This is a genomic window from Mycobacterium sp. (genome assembly GCF_032162105.1).
Lineage (GTDB): Bacteria > Actinomycetota > Actinomycetes > Mycobacteriales > Mycobacteriaceae > Mycobacterium.
The window spans coordinates 1-19,681 of the sequence record NZ_JAVRPS010000397.1; the positions used below are offsets into that span (position 1 = coordinate 1).

Consider the following 19,681-nt stretch of genomic DNA (forward strand, 5'->3'; position numbering starts at 1 on the left):
GCGACGTACACCGCATCCGGACCGGCGATGCGGCCCAACGTTTCGATGACGTACTCCGGGCTCAGGCTGCCGTCGCTCTGCGGGCCGTAGCTCAGCGGGTAGGTCGACTGCACGCTGCGCAGGTACTCCCACCAGTTGTCGATTTTGAGCGTGGAGGCCGAAACGCCGTCGCGGCGCAGTGCCTCGAGCAGATCCGTGATGACCGCCTTCACGTCGCCGACGATCGGCACGTCCGCGTTGCGGTTCTTGCCGATCTCCGCCGGGTCGATGTCGGCGTGGATCACCTTCGCCTCCGGCGCAAACGAATCCAGCTTGCCGGTCACGCGGTCGTCGAAGCGGGTGCCGAGCGCGATCAGCAGGTCGCTCTTCTGCAGTGCCCCCACGGCCGCGACGGTGCCGTGCATGCCCGGCATGCCGAGGTTCTGCGGGTGACTGTCGGGGAAGGCGCCGCGCGCCATCAGGGTGGTGACGACGGGGATGCCGGTCAGCTCGGCCAGGTCCATCAGCTGATCGGTCGCCTCGCCGCGGATGACGCCGCCGCCGACGTACAGCACCGGCTTGCGGGCGGTGGCGATGAGCTTGGCGGCCTCGCGCACCTGCCTGCTGTGCGGCTTGGTGTTGGGCTTGTAGCCGGGCAGGTCGATCTTCGGTGGCCAGCTGAACGTGCACTGTCCCTGCAGCACGTCCTTCGGGATGTCCACCAAGACAGCACCGGGACGGCCCGATCGGGCGATGTGGAAGGCCTCGGCCATCACCTGCGCGATGTCGTCTCCGCTGCGGACCAGGAAGTTGTGCTTCGTGATCGGCATGGTGATGCCGGAGATGTCGGCTTCCTGGAAGGCGTCGGTGCCGATCAGGGCACGGCCGACCTGGCCGGTGATGGCCACCACGGGGATGGAGTCCATCTGCGCATCGGCCAGCGGGGTCACCAGGTTGGTGGCGCCGGGACCCGAGGTGGCCATCATCACGCCGACCTTGCCGGTGGCGTGCGCGTATCCGCTGGCGGCGTGCCCGGCGCCCTGCTCGTGGCGGACCAGCACGTGACGCAGCTTCAGCGAGTCGAAGAGCGGGTCGTAGACCGGGAGCACGGCGCCGCCTGGGATGCCGAAGATCACCTCGACGTCGAGCTCCTCCAGCGAGCGGATTACCGCCTGCGCGCCCGTGAGCTGTAGTGGGGCAACCTTTCCCGGCTGTGGGGTGGCCGTGGTCGCGACAGCGGGCGTGCCGTTGGCGCGGTGCGCGGGCTCCGGTGGTCGCGTGGTGGGTGCGCTCACGTTTTCCTCTTCGCTCTTCGTCGTTCGATCTCTGGGGTTCTTGGGCAACAAAAAACCCCCGTCAGCGTCAGCTGCACGAGGGTTGCGCGTCGATGCTCGTAGGCTCAGGCCTGGTTACGCACCAACGCGCTTACCAATTACTACGAGCGATGCGAACGTCTGCATAGCAGTCGACGGTAGCCTCCGCACAGGTCAAAGGTCAAATTCCGCTGGACAAGTGGACAGCGACCCGGGAACGGAATCCGACCCAGTGCAAGGATGGTCGTCGTGAGTTCGCCGTCCGCCTCGGGTGCCAGTGCACCCGTCATCGTCAAGATCTCACCGATGGCCCATCTCGCGGTCGGGTTCTTCACGCTCGGCCTGCTGGCCCTGGTACTCGCCCAGCCGGTCTGGTTCGCCCCGCTTCTGGTGCTGCCGGTGTTCGCGTCGGCGGCGATCTTCCGCTACCGGACGGTCGCCGACCAGGACACCGTCACCGCGCGCACGATGCTGAGCAGCCGGACGGTGCCGTGGTCCGACGTTGACGGCCTTCGGTTCGATCGGAGCTCCTGGGCTCTCGCGCACCGCAAGGACGGCTCCGAGTTCCGGCTCCCCGGGGTGACCTTCGCGACCCTGCCGGAACTGACCGCGGCCACTGACGGCCGCGTGCCCAACCCGTACGCCTAAGCCAGCGGGTTGGCGCCGTTGAGGAACACCCAGACGGCAATGCCTGCGCCGATGCCCACCAACAATGCGATGAACGAGCCGATGAACGGGCGACGCGCCCACCCGCGTCCGGCGTCGAAGCCGTAGCGGCCAGGGCCGGTCAGCGTGAGCGCGGCCGCCAGCACGATCAGCGTCACCTGATACTCGTGCCCATCGGGCAGGAAGAACGGGAAGTAGCCGGAGTCGGGCTGCGCGGCCACCGACGCCAGCAGCCCGTTGATCAGGTAGGCCAGCGCGGCTGCGGCGGCCAGTGGCGTGAACAGTCCGAGCACCAGCAGGGCTCCTGCACCGATCTGCGCCCCGGCGCCGACGTAGGTGAGGATGTTCGCGTGCTGGTAGCCGAGGTCGGCCAGGGACTGCTCGAAGCCGCCAAGGCCCGACCCGCCCCACCATCCGAACGCCTTCTGCAGACCGTGTGCGATCAGCAGCGCGCCAAGGCCGACGCGCAGCAGCATCAGGCCAAGGTCCTGGGTGCCGCGCCGGCCCGCATGACGCGCCTGGTCGCGGTTGGCGCCGTCGGATTCGATCTCGGCCGGCTCGACCGCCGACGCTGCGTGCCGACCGCCGGGCTGCACGTAGGGCAATGGTTCCGGCTCACCGAGCAGCCCGTAGGTGCCGTGCTCGAGGCTGGGGGTGCCGGTGTCGTAGCGCGGAATCGCGGTGGTCTCGAAGTCACCGCCGTAGGTCGAGGATGGCAGGTCGTCTTCTGGGTCGACCAGGCGCGCTGACGCAGGCCGCGCAGCCGTGTCTTCGGGCCGTTGCCACGAGCGCGGGTCGTGAGAGGTACCGGTCACGTTTCCAGCGTAAGTGCTAGTCATCCGCGAGTCGCGCATTGGCGCGGCGCTTTCGCGCACACATTTGCGCAGCGATCTGCGAGGACCAGCGTGGCGCCCATTGCCGGACCATCCGTAACCTGGCGTGCATGACACAGCGCCAGCCGTTACGAGGAGTGTTGGCGCTGCTGTGTGCCGCACTATTGGTGGGGTCGGGTTGCGCCCGGTTCAACGAGGCGCAATCGGAGCCGTTCACCACGGAGCCGCAGATGGAGCCCGGGCAGAGCTCGACGCCACCGCCCCCGCCGCCGTTGCCGCCGAAGCCCTTTCCCAAGGCCTGCCCGGCGCCGGGTGTGATGCAGGGCTGCCTGGAGAGCACCAGCGGGCTGATCATGCTTCCGGACAGCCAGTCCGCCCTGGTGGCCGAGCGGCAGACGGGTGCGGTCAAGAACGTCTCGGTGAGCGCCGAGCCCAAGGTCAAGGTCGTGATACCGGTCGATCCGTCGGGTGACGGCGGCCTGCTGGACATCGTGCTGTCGCCGACGTATGCGCAGGACCGGCTGATGTACGCCTACATCAGCACGCCGACCGACAACCGGGTGATTCGGATCGCCGACGGCGACGTGCCCAAGCCGATCCTGACCGGCATCCCCAAGGGCACGACCGGCAATGCCGGCGCATTGATCTTCACCAGCCCCACCACCCTGACGGTGCAGACGGGCGACGCGGGCAACCCGGCGCTGGCGACCGACCCGGCGTCGCTGGCGGGCAAGCTGATGCGCATCGAACAGCCCACGACGGTCAATCAGGCCCCGCAGACCACCGCGCTGAGCGGCCTTGGGGCCGGCGGCGGACTGTGCATCGACTCGTCCGACGGGTCGCTCTACGTCACCGACCGGACGCCGACCGCCGACCGGCTGCAGCGGATCACCAAGGACTCCAAGGTCTCCACGGTGTGGACCTGGCCGGACCGTCCCGGCGTGGCGGGCTGCGCGGCGTCCGACGGCACCGTCCTGGTCAACCTGGTCAACACCAAGCAGACCGTCGCCGTCCGGTTGGCCCCCGAGACCGGCGCGGTCACCGGCGACCCCGAGGTGATCCGCCAGGATCAGCACGGGCACGTCTGGGCACTGCAGTTGTCGCCCGACGGCAACGTGTGGGGCGCGACCGTGAACAAGACCTCGGGTGACGCCGAGAAACTCGACGACGTGGTCTTCCCGCTGTTCCCGCAGGGCGGCTTCCCGCGCAGCAGCGCCGACAACACCTAACCGCCGACGACGTCAGGCGTTCGCGCCGCCGTCGACGGTCAACACCGCGCCGGTGATGTTCCGTCCACCGGCACCTGCCAGGAAGGCGACGGGGCGGCGACCCCTGTTGGGACACACGATGCTGTCATTCGCCGAGATGCTGGGCCGGCTAGCGGTCAGCGATCCCGACGCCTCTCCGCGCGAGCGGTTGGAGGAATACGCCGTCGCGGCGCTGGGGCTCCTCGGCGCCAAAACCTAGCTGCAGGCGGCCAATACGAGTTCGCGCACCTGCGCGGCATCGGCCTGGCCCTTGGTGGCCTTCATGACGGCGCCGACGATGGCACCCGCGGCCTGTACCTTGCCGCCGCGGATCTTCTCCACCACATCGGGATTGGCGGCCAATGCCTCATCGACGGCCGCCTGGATCACCGAGTCGTCGCGCACCACCGCCAGACCCCGGTCGGCCATCACCTGTTCGGGTTCACCCTCACCGGCCAATACGCCCTCGATCACCTGGCGGGCCAGCTTGTTCGACAGCGCGCCGCCGTCGACCAGCTTCACCACCGCGGCGACCTGCGCGGGCGTGATGGCCAAATCGGATGCCGTCACTCCGATTTCATTGGCCTTCTGTACTAGGAAGTTCCCCCACCACGCGCGAGCGGCCTCGCTCGGGGCGCCGGCAGCGACCGTTGCGGTGACCAGATCGATGACGCCGTTGTTGACGAGATCGCGCATTACCTCATCGGAGATGCCCCAGTCGTCCTGAATCCGATTGCGCTGCAACCAGGGCAGCTCGGGAATGGTCTGCCGCAGTTCCTCGACGAGCTCCGCGCTGGGCGCCACCGGCTCGAGGTCCGGCTCGGGAAAGTACCGATAGTCCTGCGCGGTTTCCTTGCTGCGCCCGGCCGTGGTGTAGCCAGCCTCTTGGAAGTGCCGCGTCTCCTGGACGATTCGACCACCCGTCTCCAGAATCGCTGCCTGGCGGCGCATCTCGTAGCGCACGGCCACCTCGACGCTCTTGAGCGAGTTCACGTTCTTGGTCTCGGTGCGCGTACCGAATTCGGTTGCGCCGATTGGCTTGAGGCTGAGGTTGGAGTCAACCCGCATCGAACCCTGATCCATCCGGACGTCCGATACGCCCAACGCCCGCAACAGATCCCGCAAGGCGGTCACGTACGCGCGGGCGATCTGCGGTGCCCGCTCCCCCGTGGCCTCGATGGGCTTGGTGACGATCTCCACCAGCGGCACGCCGGCCCGGTTGTAGTCCAGCAGTGACGTCGTCGCGCCTTCGATGCGGCCGGTGTCGCTGCCCAGGTGGGTCAGCTTTCCGGTGTCCTCCTCCATGTGCGCGCGTTCGATGTCCACCCGCCAGGTGGTGCCGTCGTCCAGCGGGACGTCGAGGTAGCCGTTGACGGCGATCGGTTCGTCGTATTGGCTGATCTGATAGTTCTTCGGCTGATCGGGATAGAAGTAGTTCTTCCTGGCGAATCGGCCCCACGGTGCGATGTCGCAGTTGAGCGCAAGGCCGATGCGGATGGCCGACTCGACGGCGGCGGCGTTGACCACCGGCAGGGACCCGGGCAGGCCAAGACACACCGGGCACACCTGCGTGTTGGGCTCGGCGCCGAACTTGTTCGCGCAGCCACAGAACATCTTGGTCGCGGTGGACAACTCGACGTGAACTTCCATGCCCATCACGGGCTCGTATCGCGAGATGACCTCGTCGTAGTCGAGCAGCTCGGCGGAGGCGACAGTCATGCCGCCGATTCTAGTGGTGCCGTTTCCTGCGCGAGCAGACGCATAGTCCCCTGAAAGTGCGTTAATGAGGGGATTTTGCTGGAGCCGCTTGCGGACTGTTCGCGAGAAGAACTCAGCCGAAGAACTCGGCGGCGTCGTCGTAGCGGCTCTGCGGCACCAGCTTGAGCTGGCGCACGGCGTCGGCCAGCGCCACCCGGCCAATGTCCTGGCCACGCAGCGACACCATCATCCCGTATTCGCCGGAGTGCGCGGCGTCGGCGGCGTTGACCCCGAACCGGGTGGCGAGCACGCGGTCGTAGGCCGTCGGAGTGCCGCCACGCTGCACGTGCCCCAGCACCGTGGTCCGCACTTCCTTCTTGATCCGCTTCTCGATCTCGATGGCCAACTGCTGCGCCACGCCGGTGAATCGCTGGTGGCCGAACTCGTCGATGCCGCCGTCGCGCAGCTGCATGGACCCCTCCGCGGGCTTCGCGCCCTCGGCGACCACGCAGATGAAGTGGGAGTCGCCGCGGACGAACCGTTGCTTGACCAGTCGGCAGACCTCCTCCACGTCGAACGGCTGCTCGGGGATCAGCGTCATGTGCGCGCCGGAGGCGATGCCTGCACCGAGCGCGATCCATCCGGCGTGGCGACCCATCACCTCGACGAGCATCACCCGCTGGTGCGACTCCGCGGTGCTGTGCAGCCGATCGATGGCGTCGGAGGCGACCTGCAGCGCAGTGTCGTGGCCGAACGTCACGTCGGTGCAGTCGATGTCGTTGTCGATGGTCTTCGGCACGCCGACCACGGGGACGTTCTCCTCCGACAGCCAGTGGGCCGCGGTCAGCGTGCCCTCGCCGCCGATCGGGATCAGCACGTCGATCCCGTTGTCCTCGAGCGTCTGCTTGATCTGGTCGAGGCCGGCCCGCATCTTGTCGGGGTTGACCCGGGCGGTGCCGAGGATGGTGCCGCCCTTGCCGAGCAACCGGTCGTTGCGGTCGTCGTTGGCGAGCTGGATGCGGCGGTCTTCCAGCAGGCCGCGCCACCCGTCCAGGAACCCGACGACCGTCGAGCCGTACCTGACGTTGGACGTCCGCACGACAGCCCTGATGACGGCATTCAGGCCGGGACAGTCGCCGCCTCCGGTTAGGACTCCGATCCGCATATCCTCATCCTCCCCTGTCAGAGCGCCGTCGGCAGCGGACCGCGGGCGGCTTCATAGGCGGCACCCACGCGGTAGAGCCGGTCGTCGGCCAGCGCGGGTGCCATGATCTGCAGGCCGACGGGCAGGTCGTCGTCGGGCGACAGACCCGAGGGCACCGACATCCCGCAGTGCCCAGCGAGGTTCAGCGGCAGTGTGCACAGGTCGAACAGATACATCGCCAGCGGATCGTCGACCTTCTCCCCCAGCGCGAACGCGGTGGTCGGTGTGGCGGGCGACACCAGCACGTCGACCTTCTCGTAGGCGGTGGCCAGGTCGCGGGCGATCAGCGTGCGTACCTTCTGCGCCTGGTTGTAGTACGCGTCGTAGTAGCCGGCCGACAGCGCGTAGGTGCCAATCATGATGCGGCGCTTGACCTCCGGGCCGAACCCGGCGGCGCGGGTCAACGCCATCACCTCCTCGGCGCTGTGCGTGCCGTCATCGCCGACGCGCAGACCGAAGCGCATCGCGTCGAAGCGCGCCAGGTTGCTCGACACCTCCGACGGCAGGATCAGGTAGTAGGCCGCCATCGAGTAGTCGAAGTGCGGACAGTCGACCTCGGTGACCTCCGCGCCCAATGCGGTCAGCTGATCGACGGCGGCGTTGAACGACGACAGCACGCCCGGCTGGTAGCCCTCACCGCTGCGCAACTGCTTGACCACGCCGATCCGGACGCCGGTCAGGTCACCGGCAGCTCCCGCCCTTGCGGCGCCGACGACGTCGGGCACCTCGGCGTCCACCGACGTCGAGTCCCGCGGATCGTGGCCGGCGATGACCTGGTGCAGCAGCGCGGTGTCGAGCACCGTGCGCGCGCACGGTCCGCCCTGATCCAGCGACGACGCACACGCGATCAGCCCGTACCTCGACACCGTGCCGTAGGTCGGCTTGACGCCGACCGTCGCGGTCAGCGCCGCGGGCTGACGGATCGACCCGCCGGTGTCCGATCCCATGGCCAGCGGCGCCTGGAAGGCGGCCAGCGCGGCCGCGCTGCCGCCGCCGGAGCCGCCGGGGACCCGGTCGACGTTCCACGGGTTGCGCGTCGGGCCGTAGGCGGAGTTCTCCGTCGAGGAGCCCATCGCGAACTCGTCCATGTTGGTCTTGCCCAGGATCGGGATGCCCGCCGCGCGCAGCCGCGCGGTGACCGTGGCGTCGTACGGGGCCCGCCAACCTTCGAGGATCTTCGACCCGCACGTGGTCGGCATGTCGGTGGCGGTGAACACGTCCTTGAGCGCCAGCGGAACCCCGGCCAGCGGGGACGACGGCGGCTCACCGGCGGCCACCGCCGCGTCGACCCGACCCGCCGCGGCCAACGCCTCGTCGGCGGCGACGTGCAAGAACGCGTGGTAGCGGTCGTCGGTGGCGGAGATCTGGTTCAGGTGAGCCTGGGTGACCTCGGTCGAGGACACCTCCTTGGCCACGATCTTGGCGCCCAGCGTGGCGGCATCCATGCGGATCAGCTCGGGCATGCCGGTCATTCGGCTTCCCCCAGGATCCGCGGAACGGCGAACCGGCCGTCCACCGCCTTGGGCGCAGCGGCCAGCGCCTCCTCCTGCGTCAGGCAGGGCTCGACGACGTCGGGCCGGGTGACGTTCAGGTCCTTCAGCGGGTTGTCGGTGGCCTCGACATCGGTGACGTCGACGGCCTGGATCTGGCTGACGTGGGCCAGGATGGCGTCCAGCTGGCCGGCGAAGCCTTCGAGCTCGGCGTCGGTCAGGGCCAGCCGGGCCAGTCGCGCCAGGTGAGCGACATCGTCCTTGGAGATCTGTGACACGACGAACAAGCCTAGTCACGGCGGCGACCCAGCCTGCGCCGGAGTACTGCCGACCGACCCCGCGCACATTTCCCGAGTCGCCTGGCTCCTGCCCTCCATGCAACAGTGTTGCGCGTGCCTTCATATCTGCTGCGGGTCCAGCTGGAGGACCGCCCAGGCAGCCTCGGCTCGCTCGCCGTGGCGCTGGGGTCGGTGGGCGCCGACATCCTGTCCCTCGACGTGATCGAGCGGGCGGCCGGTTATGCCGTCGACGACCTGGTCGTGGACCTCCCACCTGGCGCGATGCCGGACATGCTGATCACGGCGGCCGAGAAGCTGAACGGCGTGCACGTCGACAGCATCCGACCGCACACCGGACTGCTCGAGGCCCATCGCGAGCTGGAGCTGATCGACCACATCGCGGCCGCCGAGGACAAGCTCGCGAAGCTGCAGGTGCTCGCCGACGAGGCGCCCAAGGTGTTGCGGGTCGGCTGGTGCACGGTGGTCCGGCTGGCCGAATCGGGACTGCAACGCGTCGTCGGCAGCGGGGGCGCCCCGGAAACGGAAGCCGACACGGCGCCGTGGCTACCGCTCGAGCACGCCGAGTCGCTGGACGGCTCCGCCGACTGGATACCGCAGGTGTGGCGCGACATGGACACCACGCTGGCCGCCGCACCGCTTGGCGATCACCTCACCGCGGTCATGCTCGGTCGCCCGGGCGGCCCGCTGTTCCGGCCGTCGGAGGTGGCCCGGCTGGGCTACCTGGCCGGGATCGTCGCGACGATCATTCGGTGACTTCGGGCATGTCGGGCACGTCCGGTCCGTCCTCGAGCAGTCTCCGGAAGCCGTCCTCGTCGAGCACCGGGACGCCGAGCTCGATCGCCTTGTCGTACTTCGATCCCGGTGCGTCGCCCGCGACGACGTAGGCGGTCTTCTTCGACACCGACGCCGCGGCCTTGCCGCCGCGGGCCAGAATGGCCTCCTTGGCCTGGTCGCGGGAGAACCCGGTCAGGGACCCGGTCACCACGATCGACAGACCCTCCAGCGTGCGTTCGATGCTGTCGTCGCGTTCGTCGGCCATTCGCACCCCGGCCGCGCGCCACTTGTCGACGATCGCGCGGTGCCAGTCGACGGTGAACCACTCGACGACCGCCGCGGCGATGGTGGGGCCGACGCCCTCGGTCGCGGCCAGCTGCTCCTCGGAGGCGGCCTCGATGGCGTCGAGACTGCCGAATTCGGTTGCCAGCGCCCGCGCCGCGGTGGGCCCGACGTGTCGGATGGACAGCGCGACCAGCACCCGCCAGAGTGCTTGCTGCTTGGCCTTTCCCAGGTTGGCCAGCAGGCGCTTGCCGTTCGCCGAGACCTCGCCGCCCTTGACGGTGAACAACTCGGTGCGCAACAAGTCGTCCTCGGTGAGCGTGAACAGGTCGCCCTCGTCGGTGATCACCCCGGCTTGCAGCAGCGCGATGCCCGCCTCGTAGCCGAGTCCCTCGATGTCGAAGGCGCCACGGCCCGCGACGTGAAAAACCCTCTCCCGCAACTGAGCCGGGCAGCTCCGCGAGTTCGGGCAACGGATGTCGGCGTCACCCTCCTTGGCCGGCGCGAGTGTGGTGCCGCACTCGGGGCACTCGGTGGGCATCTCGAATTCGCGTTCGGAACCGTCGCGCAGGTCGACGACGGGGCCGAGGACCTCGGGGATGACGTCGCCGGCCTTGCGGATCACCACGGTGTCGCCGATGAGCACGCCCTTGCGCTTTACCTCCGAGGCGTTGTGCAACGTCGCGAGCCCGACCGTGGAGCCGGCGATCTTGACCGGCTCCATGTACGCGAACGGAGTGACCCGCCCGGTGCGGCCGACGTTGACCCGGATGTCGAGGAGTTTGGTGGTGGCCTCCTCCGGCGGGTACTTGTAGGCGATCGCCCAGCGTGGGGCGCGCGAGGTGGCGCCGAGCCTGCGCTGCAGGGCGACGTCGTCGACCTTGACCACCAGGCCGTCGATCTCGTGCTCGACGTCGTGCCGGTGCTCGCCCCAGTAGGTGACCCGATCGGCCACCGCGGCGATGCCCTTGACCTGGGTGGTGTGGTCGGACACCGGCAGGCCCCACGCCTTGAGCGCCAGGTAGGCGTCGTGCAGGGTGGCGGGGCTGAAGCCCTCGGTGTGACCGAGGCCGTGGCAGATCATCCGCAGCTTGCGCCGCGCGGTCACCGCCGGATTCTTCTGCCGCAGTGACCCAGCCGCGCTGTTGCGCGGGTTGGCGAACGGCGCCTTGCCCTCCGCGACGAGCCCGGCGTTGAGATCCTCGAAGTCGACGAGCCGGAAGAACACCTCGCCGCGGACCTCGAGCACCGCGGGCACCGGGTACTTCTTGCTGGGCGTCAGCCGCTCTGGCACGTCCTCGATGGTGCGGGCATTGAGGGTGACGTCCTCGCCGGTGCGCCCGTCGCCGCGGGTGGCCGCGCGGACGAGCTTGCCATCGCGGTACACCAGCGCCAGCGCCACGCCGTCGATCTTCAGCTCACACAGGAAGGTCGCGTCGTCGCCGATCTCGCCGGTGAGCCGCGCCGCCCACGCCGACAATTCGTCGGAGGTGAAGACGTTGTCCAGCGACAGCATCCGTTCGAGGTGGTCGGCGGAGGTGAAGTCGGTGGCGAAACCCGCACCGCCGACGAGCTGGGTCGGCGAATCCGGGGTGCGCAGTTCGGGGTGCTCGTCCTCCAGCGCGGTGAGCTCCGCGAGTAGCTTGTCGAAGTCGCCGTCGGAGATGACCGGGGCGTCCTTGACGTAGTAGCGGAACTGGTGACCGCGGACCTCGTCGGCGAGCTTCTGCCACTCGCGTCGGACGTCCGGCGCGACCGGGTCGATGTCGGGTGAGCTCACCCCCGCAGGCTATCCGAGCGTTCCGACACCGCGGGTCGAGCGGTCAAGGGCTGTACTCGACGAACGTCGCCATTCCGGATTCCAGGTGGTACTCGTTATGACAATGGACGATCCACCGGCCCGGATTGTTGGTGTCGAAGTCCACCTCGACGGTCTGCATCGGCGGGACCAGCACCGTGTCCTTGCGCGGCCCCGGCCCGCCAGACCGGACCACCTGAAACGTGTGCCCGTGTAAGTGCATGGGATGAAACATCATTGACTCGTTGGCGAACCGCAGCCGCACCCGTTTGCCCGCCTCGACGGCAAGCCCGTCGTTCGGCGGGTCGTAGAGCCTTCCGTTGATCGGCCAGGTGTACCCGCCGAGCGGGCCGGCCAGCCGCAGATCCAGGATGGTGTCCGGATCGCGTTGCGGCAGCACGACATCAGGCGAGGGCGTCAGGGCGGCGGTGTTGAGCACCTCGGAGGTCCGCAGCGCCTTTACGAACGCGTCGACGTCCACGTTCGCCGGGGCTCCTGCGACGCGCAGACTCAACTGCGCATGGCCGTCCTTGTTCTCGGGTGCGGCGATCAATGGCACGGACGATCCGACGGTGACGACGGCGTCGACCCGCTCGCCCATGCCCAGGATCACCGAACCCGTGCGCCGGGGCACCACCGGGTAGCCGTCGGTGTGGGTGACGTCGAGTTCGGCGCCTGGCACCGCGACCCGGAACGCGGTGTCCGCGCCCGCATTGATGACTCTCAGCCGAATGCGTTGTCCGGCACGGCAATCCAGCACCTGTGGATCCGTGGTGGTGCGCCCGTTGATCAGGTAATGGGGGTAGGTGACGTCGCCGCCGTCGTTCCCGAGTGGAGCGGTGGGGCTGGTCATCGGCCCGGTCATGTTCATCGGCTTCATGCCGGTCTTCTTCAGGTTCTCGAGCACCTGGTCTGGCGTGGTGCCGGTGCCGTCGATCCAGTCGTCGAGCACCACCACGAGTTCGTCGTCGTAATCCTTGCCGTCGTCGGGGTCCTCGATGATCAGCGGCCCGTACATTCCGCGGTCCAATTGGGTGCCGACGTGCGAGTGCAGGTAGTAGGTGCCGGCGTCGGGCACGGTGAATTCATAGGTGAACTTCGCACCGGGAGCGATCGGGGCCTGGGTGAGGACGGGCACGCCGTCCATCGCGTTCGGGATGGCCAGGCCGTGCCAATGCACCGTGGTCTCCCGCGGCAGGTCGTTGGTCACCGTCGACCGGAGCCGTCCGCCCTTGGCGAGTCGAATCTCCTTGGCGGGCACAGTTCCGGTGTAGGTCCAGGTGCGAACGCGGACGCCGCCGAGATCGACGTCGGTCTCGGCCGGGTTCATGTCGGCCACCACCGGATCGGCGCGCGGGTCCGCGATCGTTCCGTCGTCAGCCCGCGACGAACACGCGCCCGCCACTCCCGCGGCCGCGCCGACCGCCGACAACACCAGGAAGCCACGCCGGTCGATCACGACCAGAGCGTGACACCGCGACGGCACACGGTGGCGCGAATCTTCCAACCGGCAGGCTAGAGCGAGACCCGCCGGGACCGCGCCACGTCACGCCACGCGGTCCCCTTGCAGTCCTGGAGCGGAAGACGGCCGCCCAGTGGAGACAGTGAAAATCGCCCGCGCGTCGGGCCTGTCGGAGCACGGTGTCCAGCCAAGTCGGGGCATGACCTGTCCCTTCGTCCGCTAGTTAGGTAACCCTAACTTATCAAAAAATCGTCGGTCGATAGGCTGCTCCCGTGCCACACCCGATCATGTTTCGCGACGACGATCCCGGCCTGGCCGAGCTGCGTGTGATCGCGCTCGGCTTTCCCGAGGCATTCGAGAGGATCTCCCACGGACGACCGGTGTTCTGCGTGCCGAAGATGTTCGCGATGTACGGCGGCAGCTGCAAGACGATCAGCGTCGGCGAGATGACGCCCTTCCCCCATTCGATCTTGGTGAAGGCCGACGAAACAGACCGCAAGGCTCTCGAACAAGACGGTCGGTTCTTCTACCCCGCGTACGTGGGGCCCTACGGGTGGCTCGGACTCGACCTGATGGCGGCGAAAGTCGATTGGGATGAGGTGTAGGCGAGCTGGTGGACGCGTCCTACCGGCTCGTTGCCCCACGGAAGGCGATCAGGGTGCTCGACAAGCGCTGACCGCCGGTGGGCAACTTCTCCGCCGGCGTCCATCCATCTGGCGTCGATCAGCGCGCCAAGCCATGGCGACAGCGCACCGAGACGCCACCGGAAGGTTTGCTGAAAGCACTCCCGTAGGGCGCCCGGACGGTCTGTGGGGGTGCCTATTGGTGAGAATTGTCATCATATATCGAATCCTCATCTGGCAACCCTGAATCGCCGATAAATGATTGATAACCGTCAGCCCGGTCGACCAACCGAATTTGGCCTGGCCCGAGCGGGTGCGACGCGGCGACTCCGACGGTTCTCGTCCCTTCGGTGGCGAGTTCGGACGTGAAATGTGCACCGTGTCGCCCCGGGCGCCGAGAGTTGATGACCATGGTTCTGACGCAGGAGAGGCCCGAGATCCGGTGAGCACGGACCCTCGGCCCACCGACACGCCGACGGTGCCCGCGAGGTGTCGGCGGCCGCCTTCCGGACAGTGTGCGCCACAGCGAACATTGCTGCTCGACTGGACTAATGCGCCCAATCGGCACGTAGAGTGCGGGATCGTCTCCACCTCTGTCCACAGCGGGATTGCTGTCGGGGGCCGCCTGATACGACGGGTAATCGTTCGCAACATCGTCCGTGCGATCATCTCGGGTTCTGGCGGGGGGAATGTCGCCTTTCAGCTGCGTCAGTTAAGTATCACGCTCGGGTTCCCACGGCGCGTGTATTCGCTCGCTCCAGATCTGCGCGCAAACAGTCTGCATCAGCAGACTTTGCCATACGACGGCCATTGGTCGGTCCAGCAAAACAACGATACTTTCGACTAGCAAACCAATCTCATGATCGAGAATTCACGCTTAAAACTCCCTGAGGAAATCAGTTGGTTACATACCTTTTTCTCAGGTAACTTTTGCTAGTCGGGTTGGATTTCTAGTAGGGGGTTGCCATGCAACTAGCCATTCGTTCGTCCCTCACCGCTGGTGTAGCGATGGTTGGAGCAACCGCCATCGCGCTCAGCCCCATCGCACCGCCTGCGCCCGATTTCACGATCAAGGCGCCTGACATCTCGTCGGTCTACGCCGACTACACCCCCACTTCGCTCGCCTCGGCGATCCAGGACATCGTCGGCACGGTGTCGGTGGCGGCCGCCCAGGGCACCCAGGGCGTCGGCGCGATCGGGCAAGCGGCCCTGGCCGGCATTGGCGCGATCGGCAACACCGCCCTTACCACCGTGGGTGGCGCCACCGGCACACTGTCGGCGACTGCCCTCGGCGCCCTCGCAGCGATCGCCTCCAATCCGCTCAACCCCGCCGCGTACCCCGCGGCACTGGCACTCCTGCTGGCAGGCGGCGGGACGGCGCTGACTCAGGGCGTCCTCGGTCTGGGCGCCGGAGGCGCACAGCTGCTCGCCACCCTGGGCGCACTCGGCGGCACGGGACTGGCCACGGTCGGGTCGATCGGCAACACGCTGGTCACCGGGCTGGGCAGTGCCCTGAACTCTCTGACGTCCGGGGGCCTCCTTTTGTCGGCCGCCGCGCTCGCGCCCGGCGACGTGTCGGTGACCTCGCTGGCACCCAATGACGTCTTCGATGCAATCGCCGTACTCGCCGCCGGCGCCGCGGTCGCGCTCAACCAGGCCTTCCTTGGGCTTGGTGACATCGGCGGGCTGGCCGTCGGTGGCGTCGGCGCCATAGGCACGCAGGCACTGCTGGGTCTCGGCATCGCGGGCACGCAGGCGGTTCTCGGCGTTGGCGCCATCGGCGGCACGGCGTTGGCGACCCTCGGCGGGGTGGGCAACGCCGGGCTTCTGACACTGGGCGCCGTCGGCAACACACTGCTCGGCACCGTCGGCGGCGCATTGGGCGCCATCCTCGCAAACCCGCTGAACCCGGCGAATTACGCCGCCGCCCTGGCAGCGTTGGTGACCGGTGGCGGGACCGCGCTGGGCCTGGGGATGACGGGTCTCGGTACTGCAGGCAACATTGCACTGCTCGGCCTCGGCACGATCGGCAACGGGGCGCTACTCACCGTCGGCAGCATCGGCAACACGGCCGAACAAACCCTTGGCCTCATCGGGAACACAGCCCTGGCGGCCGTCGGCGGCATCGGCAACGTGACGCTGGCGACCGTCGGCGGCATCGCAGGCACTCTGACGACGGCGATCGCGGCTGCGCTGGGATTGCTCGCGGCGCCAGCACCCTTCGCTGCCGCCGCCCCGGCGGGTCTGGTCGCCGCGGCCGCACCAGCGGATCCGGTTTCCGCACTGGCCCTTTCGCCCGGTGACCTCCTCTCCGCGGTGGGCATACTGGTCGGCGGCGCGGGGACCGCGCTCGGTCAGGGTCTGGTGGGCGTCGGCACCGCCGGGACGCAGGCCATCCTGGGCGTCGGTCAGGCCGGAACGCAAGCCGTCCTGGGTGTCGGCCTCGCCGGTGCGCAGGCTCTGCTGGGCGTCGGCAATATCGGCCTGACGGCGTTGGGCACCGTTGGCGGGTTGGGCAACATCGGGCTTCAAACGCTTGGCGCCATCGGCGGCACACTGCTCGGTACCGTCGGCGGCTCGTTGAGCACCATCCTGAGCAATCCGTTGAACCTGGGCAACTACCTTGCGGCCGTCGGCACGCTGCTCGCGGGCGCGACGACCGCGCTCAACCTGGGCGCCGCGGGTCTCGGAGCCGCGGGCAACCTGGCCATCCAGGGTGTCGGCGCGATCGGCAACCTGGCGCTGGCGACGGTGGGTGGCGTTGGCAACACACTGGTGCAAACCGTTGGGGACGTTGGCAATACGGCGATCCAAACCGTCGGGACCGTCGGCAATACGACGATCCAAACCGTCGGGACCGTTGGCAACACCCTGGAAAACACCGTCGGGACCGCGTTGGCGACCGTGCTTCAACCGGAGCTCCTGCAATTGGCCCCGGTGGCCGTCCAGGCCAAGGTGACGGCGGCCCCGGAGGAAACCGTTGACGCGTCGACCAGGGCTCTGACGGCCTCGGTGACGGAGGACGACGCAACGACGGCGGAGGCGGATGCCGGCACCACGGCAGCCAAGGACGCCGACACCGGGGCCACGTCCGTCAAGGACAAGGACACCACCACGACGCCCAAGAAGGACGCCGACACCGATACGACGTCCACCAAGAGCAAGGACAAAGACACCACCACCGCTTCCACGACCACCAAGGGCAAGGACAAGGACTCCGCCACCAAGTCCGGGCTCGACGTCAAGAGCGGCGGGAAGTCGGAGCCCACGACCAAGGCTCCGAGCACGGCCAAGACGGGCAACGACGCGGGTGGCGCCGAACCGTCGACGGCATCCTCCACCGCGTCCGCGTCAGCATCAGCGAGCGGCGGAAGCTCGGACGGCGGAGGATCCGGCAGCACCAGCTGACTCACCAAGGACGAAGGTGGGCCCCTCCAGCGAGGGGCGAGGGGCCCACCTTCGTGTTCGCATGCTGCACGACGAAGGCATACCGCGAACCCTGCCGGGCATGGTTCGATCAGAGGCGAGATGAGTTTCGCGAGCCCTTACCCCCAGGTCCAGATCCCGACAACCAGTGTCTACGACTACCTCTTCGGTGACCTCGCCGATGCGGACGCCGATCGAATCGCGTTGGTCGACGCGAAGTCCGGCGCCGAGCACACCTACCGCGAGATGCTCACCCGCATCGATGCTTTCGCCGGTGCGCTGGCGCACCGCGGCATCGGTGTCGGCGACGTCGTCGGCCTACTCGCCCCGAACAGTTCCGCGTTCGCCATCGCGTTCCACGGCATCCTGCGGGCCGGTGCGACGGCCACCACCATCAACGCGCTGTTCACGGCGAAGGACGTCGCCAAGCAGCTGACGGATTCGCGTGCGAAGGCCCTCGTCACAGTGACACCGCTACTGGCCCAAGCGGCGCAGGGAGCCGCCGCCATCGGGCTGTCCGACGCCTCGGTGATGGTGCTCGACGGCCGGGGCGCTGCGGTCGACGGTCATCCCAATGCCGACGACCTGCTCGGCCCCGGGCATCCCGCACCGGACGTGTCGTTCGACCCGGCGACGCATCTGGCTGTGCTGCCCTACAGTTCGGGCACGACCGGAAACCCCAAGGGCGTGATGCTGACTCATCGCAACCTCGCTGCCAACGTCGCGCAGATTCGCCCGCTGCAGGGCATGGCCGCCGATGACCGGATCCTCGCCGTGCTGCCGTTCTTCCACATCTACGGCATGACCGTGCTGCTCAATGCGGCGCTGCACGCCCGTGCCCAGCTCGTCATCATGCCGAGTTTCGACCTCAGCGAATTCCTCGGGAACATTGCGGATCGCAGGTGCACCCACGCATTCATCGCCCCGCCGGTGGCCGTCGCGCTGGCCAAGCACCCGCTGATCGAGAGATTCGATCTGTCGAGTCTGCGCTGCATCATGTCCGGCGCCGCGCCGCTGGACCAGGACCTCGGGCACGCGGTGGCTTCTCGGCTCGGCTGCCAACTCGTCCAGGGCTACGGGATGAGCGAACTGAGCCCGGTCAGCCACGTCACCCCGTTCGACGGCGGCCGGGAGATGATCGGCTCGACGGCGCCGCTGAACTCGTGCGGCTGGACGGTGCCCAACGCGGTGAGCAAGATCGTCGACCCCGAGACCGGCAGCGAAATCGACCCTCCCGCTTCAGGACTCAGCGAGACCGGCGAGCTCTGGTTCTCCGGACCCAACGTGATGGCCGGATACCTCGGCAACGAGCAGGCGACCAGGGAGACCATCGACGACGACGGCTTCCTGCACACCGGCGACCTCGCGCGCGTCGACTCCACCGGCTGCGTCTACATCGTCGATCGGCTCAAGGAGCTGATCAAGTACAAGGGCTACCAGGTGCCGCCCGCCGAACTCGAGGCGGTGTTGCTCACCCACCCGCAGATCGCCGACGCCGCGGTGATCGGCGCCCGGGACGTCGATTCGGGCGAAGAGGTGCCAAAGGCGTTCGTGGTCAAGCAGTCCGGCGCGGAGCTCACGGCGGCTGAGGTGATGGACTTCGTCGCCGATCAGGTCGCGCCGTACAAGAAGGTCCGGCAGGTGGAGTTCATCGAGGCGATCCCAAAGACGTCGTCGGGCAAGATCCTGCGCAAGGACCTGCGGACCTAACGCGGGACCAGGTTCGCGGCAGCCCTGCTCGCGCGGGCCTGTCGGTAGCCCAGCCATGCGCCCGCAATGGGCGCGAGGATCAGCCCGACGAGGCCGAAGAGGACGCCACCGGGCTGGCCCGGTGCCGCGGCAGCCCACAGTATCGCCACGGCTCGTTGCGGTGGCGGCACGTCGAGCCGGTCGGGCGGCTGCAGTTGCGGTGTCACGACCGCCGGCGTCATGGCCGGGCCCGCGACAGCCGGGGCGACGCCGGCCCGCGACGGTGCGTCGTCCGGCCGCCCCGTCAGGATGCCCGGTGAGCGCCCGTTGCCGATCGTCACGGATGGTGCGGTGACGGGCGAGCCGCCCGGCGCGGCGACCGCGGCAGCGCCCGAGCCACCGCCTCCGGCGACGGGCCGAATGGGCACGGCGGGGAGCGCCGGCTCCTCTGGGATTACGGTCGCGGTGGTCACCTCACCAGTCACCGAGCGGCGGGACCCCGACGAGTCGGTCACGACCTGGTCTGAGCGGGCCGTGGTGCCGGCGCGAGACGCTACTTCGGTGCGGTTCGGATTGAGTTCGGCAGTGCGGCTGGCTCCGACCGCCGAGTTGGGGTAGCTGGGATCGTTCGTGCGATCGGGGCCCCTGGAGTCCCCGCCGCGTTGCCAACCGCCATCGTCCCGGCCACGCTCGGCTCCACCCTGGCCGTGACGGCCGTCGCCGTCGCCGCGGCGCGAGTCGCTGCCGCGGTCGGAGCCGTTTCCGTCGCGCGAGTGACCGGGATCAGCCGACACCACGGGGACGGCGGCACCGCCGACCAGCAAGAACGCGGCAAGCGTCCCAGCACTGGCGACGGTGCGAAGCTTCGATCGGGCCACAGTCCCTTCCCGACCGACGG

At 68.4% G+C, this 19,681-nt stretch carries 14 protein-coding genes and 2 pseudogenes; 7 read left to right on the forward strand and 9 right to left on the reverse strand.

Features of this window, described 5'->3' with window-relative positions; translation table 11 throughout:
• The coding region (locus QOC69_RS20325; protein WP_526442900.1) for a thiamine pyrophosphate-binding protein at positions 1 to 1,274 on the reverse strand (1,274 nt) is incomplete at its 3' end.
• Positions 1,275 to 1,532: 258 nt separating this feature from the next.
• Here QOC69_RS20325 and QOC69_RS20330 point away from each other — a divergent pair.
• Positions 1,533 to 1,940: a PH domain-containing protein gene (locus QOC69_RS20330; protein ID WP_526442902.1), complete on the forward strand. Its 408-nt coding sequence runs from the start codon at positions 1,533 to 1,535 to the stop codon at positions 1,938 to 1,940.
• On the opposite strand, the gene QOC69_RS20335 is transcribed toward QOC69_RS20330, so the two are convergent.
• Positions 1,937 to 2,773: a DoxX family protein gene (locus QOC69_RS20335; protein ID WP_526442904.1), complete on the reverse strand. Its 837-nt coding sequence runs from the start codon at positions 2,771 to 2,773 to the stop codon at positions 1,937 to 1,939. The two genes, QOC69_RS20330 and QOC69_RS20335, sit on opposite strands and share 4 nt — an antisense overlap.
• A 128-nt stretch (positions 2,774 to 2,901) precedes the next feature.
• Between QOC69_RS20335 and QOC69_RS20340 the strand changes: the two genes are divergently transcribed.
• Together QOC69_RS20340 and QOC69_RS20345 are read left to right on the forward strand one after the other, a co-directional pair.
• Complete coding sequence (locus QOC69_RS20340) at positions 2,902 to 4,020, forward strand: PQQ-dependent sugar dehydrogenase (protein WP_526442906.1); 1,119 nt, start codon at positions 2,902 to 2,904, stop codon at positions 4,018 to 4,020.
• A 103-nt stretch (positions 4,021 to 4,123) separates the two neighbouring features.
• Positions 4,124 to 4,258 (forward strand): annotated as a pseudogene (locus QOC69_RS20345) (TetR/AcrR family transcriptional regulator); the annotation flags it as partial.
• Here the strand turns inward: QOC69_RS20345 and gatB are convergent.
• The 4 genes from gatB to gatC form a co-directional block, all read right to left on the reverse strand.
• On the reverse strand, positions 4,255 to 5,757 hold the full coding sequence (gatB, locus tag QOC69_RS20350; RefSeq protein WP_526442908.1) for an Asp-tRNA(Asn)/Glu-tRNA(Gln) amidotransferase subunit GatB: 1,503 nt from the start codon (positions 5,755 to 5,757) through the stop codon (positions 4,255 to 4,257). The pseudogene QOC69_RS20345 and the gene gatB sit on opposite strands and share 4 nt — an antisense overlap.
• Positions 5,758 to 5,869: 112 nt before the next feature.
• Positions 5,870 to 6,901, reverse strand: coding sequence for a 6-phosphofructokinase (locus QOC69_RS20355; RefSeq protein WP_526442910.1), 1,032 nt, complete (start codon positions 6,899 to 6,901; stop codon positions 5,870 to 5,872).
• A 17-nt stretch (positions 6,902 to 6,918) separates the two neighbouring features.
• Positions 6,919 to 8,403 carry an Asp-tRNA(Asn)/Glu-tRNA(Gln) amidotransferase subunit GatA gene (gene gatA, locus QOC69_RS20360; RefSeq protein WP_526442946.1) on the reverse strand — a complete coding sequence of 495 codons (1,485 nt, stop codon included), beginning with the start codon at positions 8,401 to 8,403 and terminating at the stop codon, positions 6,919 to 6,921.
• Positions 8,404 to 8,408: 5 nt separating this feature from the next.
• Positions 8,409 to 8,708, reverse strand: a complete 300-nt coding sequence (gene gatC, locus QOC69_RS20365; RefSeq protein WP_526442912.1) for an Asp-tRNA(Asn)/Glu-tRNA(Gln) amidotransferase subunit GatC — start codon at positions 8,706 to 8,708, stop codon at positions 8,409 to 8,411.
• 114 nt (positions 8,709 to 8,822) lie between these two features.
• On the opposite strand from gatC, the gene QOC69_RS20370 reads away from it, so the two are divergent.
• Positions 8,823 to 9,482, forward strand: a complete 660-nt coding sequence (locus tag QOC69_RS20370; protein ID WP_526442914.1) for an ACT domain-containing protein — start codon at positions 8,823 to 8,825, stop codon at positions 9,480 to 9,482.
• Here QOC69_RS20370 and ligA read toward each other — a convergent pair.
• Together ligA and QOC69_RS20380 are read right to left on the reverse strand one after the other, a co-directional pair.
• Positions 9,472 to 11,565: an NAD-dependent DNA ligase LigA gene (gene ligA, locus QOC69_RS20375; protein ID WP_526442916.1), complete on the reverse strand. Its 2,094-nt coding sequence runs from the start codon at positions 11,563 to 11,565 to the stop codon at positions 9,472 to 9,474. The genes QOC69_RS20370 and ligA overlap by 11 nt on opposite strands.
• A gap of 43 nt (positions 11,566 to 11,608) precedes the next feature.
• Positions 11,609 to 13,042, reverse strand: a complete 1,434-nt coding sequence (locus QOC69_RS20380; RefSeq protein WP_526442918.1) for a multicopper oxidase family protein — start codon at positions 13,040 to 13,042, stop codon at positions 11,609 to 11,611.
• A 275-nt stretch (positions 13,043 to 13,317) separates the two neighbouring features.
• On the opposite strand from QOC69_RS20380, the pseudogene QOC69_RS20385 reads away from it, so the two are divergent.
• From QOC69_RS20385 to QOC69_RS20395, 3 genes and pseudogenes are all read left to right on the forward strand, one after another.
• Positions 13,318 to 13,721, forward strand: a pseudogene (locus QOC69_RS20385) (MmcQ/YjbR family DNA-binding protein).
• Between the two features lie 955 nt (positions 13,722 to 14,676).
• Positions 14,677 to 17,076: a beta strand repeat-containing protein gene (locus QOC69_RS20390; RefSeq protein WP_526442920.1), complete on the forward strand. Its 2,400-nt coding sequence runs from the start codon at positions 14,677 to 14,679 to the stop codon at positions 17,074 to 17,076.
• Positions 17,077 to 17,196: 120 nt separating this feature from the next.
• Positions 17,197 to 18,804, forward strand: coding sequence for a 4-coumarate--CoA ligase family protein (locus QOC69_RS20395; RefSeq protein ID WP_526442922.1), 1,608 nt, complete (start codon positions 17,197 to 17,199; stop codon positions 18,802 to 18,804).
• Here the strand turns inward: QOC69_RS20395 and QOC69_RS20400 are convergent.
• On the reverse strand, positions 18,801 to 19,661 hold the full coding sequence (locus QOC69_RS20400) for a hypothetical protein (RefSeq protein ID WP_526442924.1): 861 nt from the start codon (positions 19,659 to 19,661) through the stop codon (positions 18,801 to 18,803). The genes QOC69_RS20395 and QOC69_RS20400 overlap by 4 nt on opposite strands.
• Between the last annotated feature and the right edge of the window lie 20 nt (positions 19,662 to 19,681).